Annotated in this window: 1 protein-coding gene; it reads right to left on the bottom strand. The window is 66.4% G+C overall.

Annotation, left to right across the window (positions count from 1 at the left end):
• Positions 1-563: 563 nt before the first annotated feature.
• The coding region (locus DD1DGNOD_RS08320) for a DUF3516 domain-containing protein (RefSeq protein ID WP_131769828.1) at positions 564-1,979 on the bottom strand (1,416 nt) is incomplete at its 5' end.

Here is a 1,979-nt window from a genome sequence, read left to right on the forward strand (position 1 = left end):
GAAACAAATATCCTGGTTCCTGGTTCCTGGTTCCTGGTGACCGATGGCCGGCTGGCCGATCATTCCTACAAGTTGTAGGACGTTTTTATCCTTACCAAATCCGCCGCTCAGCACCTGACTGTCCCCGTCTCTCGCAGTCGGAGTGTGCGGGGCAAATCTACGGCTGGTCATCTTTCAGTTTCCCGGTCAGTTGATCTGCGGTGCAGAGGTAGCGGATTTTCCAGATCAGGATGGTCAACGAAGTTGTGGAGCATCCTGAGAAGCTCGATACGCATGAACAGCTGTGCAAGTTCCCCCGACCGTGCTGACGGATCATGTTCGAACTCCTGCTGCACGTGCTCGGCGACGGGCGGAGTAAACAACGGGAACACCCACAGTATGGCCGCGCCAAGCCACGTGGACCGCTGCCCCGCCCTTCCCAATCCAGGAAGCTTATTCAGAACCTCTAGCTCAGGTGATCTAGATCATGCATCGTCACAGGTCGGAGCGCCGCTAAAGATCTTGATCGGGGAGTTTTGAATAACTCTCGGGGGACTTTCCGTAGGCCCAGGTCCCCGGGTCGCTCAGAGCTGGTCGACGGCGGTGACACGCAGGACGGCGCTGCCGGCCTCGTCGGAGGCGGCGAGGTCGACCTCGGCGCTGATGCCCCAGTCGTGGTCGCCGGCCGGGTCGGCGAATATCTGCCGCAGCGTCCAGCGCCCCGGCTCGGTGTCGATGATCAGAAATCCGGGGCCGCGGGCGTCGGGGCCGGTGCCGATCTCGTCGTGGAGGTCGAAGTACAGCCGCAGGGCCTGCTCCCACCGGTCGGCGTCCCAGCCGGCGTCGGCGTCGAGCGCGCCGAGATCGTCATAGCGCCGCAGCGCCGCCAGTTCCACCCGCCGGAACAGCGCGTTGCGGACGAGCACCCGGAACGCGCGGACGTTGGCGGTCACCGCCGGGGGCTGGGAGTCGATTCGAACGGGCGGGCCGTCCGGTGTCGGGTTGCGCAGCTGCTCCCACTCGTCCAGCAGGCTGGAGTCGACCTGGCGGACCAGTTCCCCCAGCCACTCGGTGAGATCGGTCAGCTCCTCGGTCCTGGCCTCCTCGGGGACGGTCTGCCGCAGGGCCTTGTAGGCGTCGGCCAGGTAGCGCAGCAGCAGCCCCTCGGAGCGGGCCAGGCCGTAGAACCCGATGTACTCGACGAAGGTCATGGCCCGCTCGTACATGTCCCGCACCACCGACTTGGGCGCGAGTTCGTGGTCGGCGACCCACGGGTGACCGCGCCGGTATGTCGCGAACGCGGCGCCGAGGAGTTCGTCCAGCGGTTTGGGATAGGTGACCGTCTCCAGCAGTTCGAGGCGCTGTTCGTACTCGACGCCGTCCGCCTTCATCTGGGCGACGGCCTCGCCACGGGCCTTGAACTGCTGGGCGGACAGGACCTGACGAGGGTTGTCCAGGGTGGCCTCAAGAATCGACAGGACGTCCAGCGCGTAGCCGGGCGAGTCGCGGTCGAGCAGCTCCAGGGCGGCCAGGGCGAAGGGGGACAGCGGCTGGTTGAGGGCGAAGCCGAGCTGCAGGTCGACCGTGAGGCGGACGGTGCGTCCGGTCGCGTCCGGCACGGCAAGTTTTTCCACGACTCCGGCGGCGAGCAGCGCCCGGTAGATAGCGATGGCCCGGCGGATGTGCCGGCGCTGGGCGGGCCGGGTCTCGTGGTTGTCGGTGAGCAGACGGCACATGCCGGCGAAGGCGTCACCCGGCCGGTTGATCACGTTGAGGAGCATGGAGTGGCTGACGGCGAAGCTCGACGTCAGGGGTTCGGGCTCGGCGGCCACGAGCCGTTCGAAGGTTGCCGTGCCCCAGGAGACGAACCCTTCCGGGGGCTTCTTGCGGACGATCTTCCGCCGCTTCCTGGGGTCGTCCCCGGCTTTGGCCAGAGCACGCTCGTTCTCCACGACGTGCTCGGGCGCCTGCACGACGACCGTGCCGACGGTGTCGTAGCC

It is taken from the genome of Candidatus Protofrankia californiensis (assembly GCF_900634765.1).
Lineage (GTDB): Bacteria > Actinomycetota > Actinomycetes > Frankiales > Frankiaceae > Protofrankia > Protofrankia californiensis.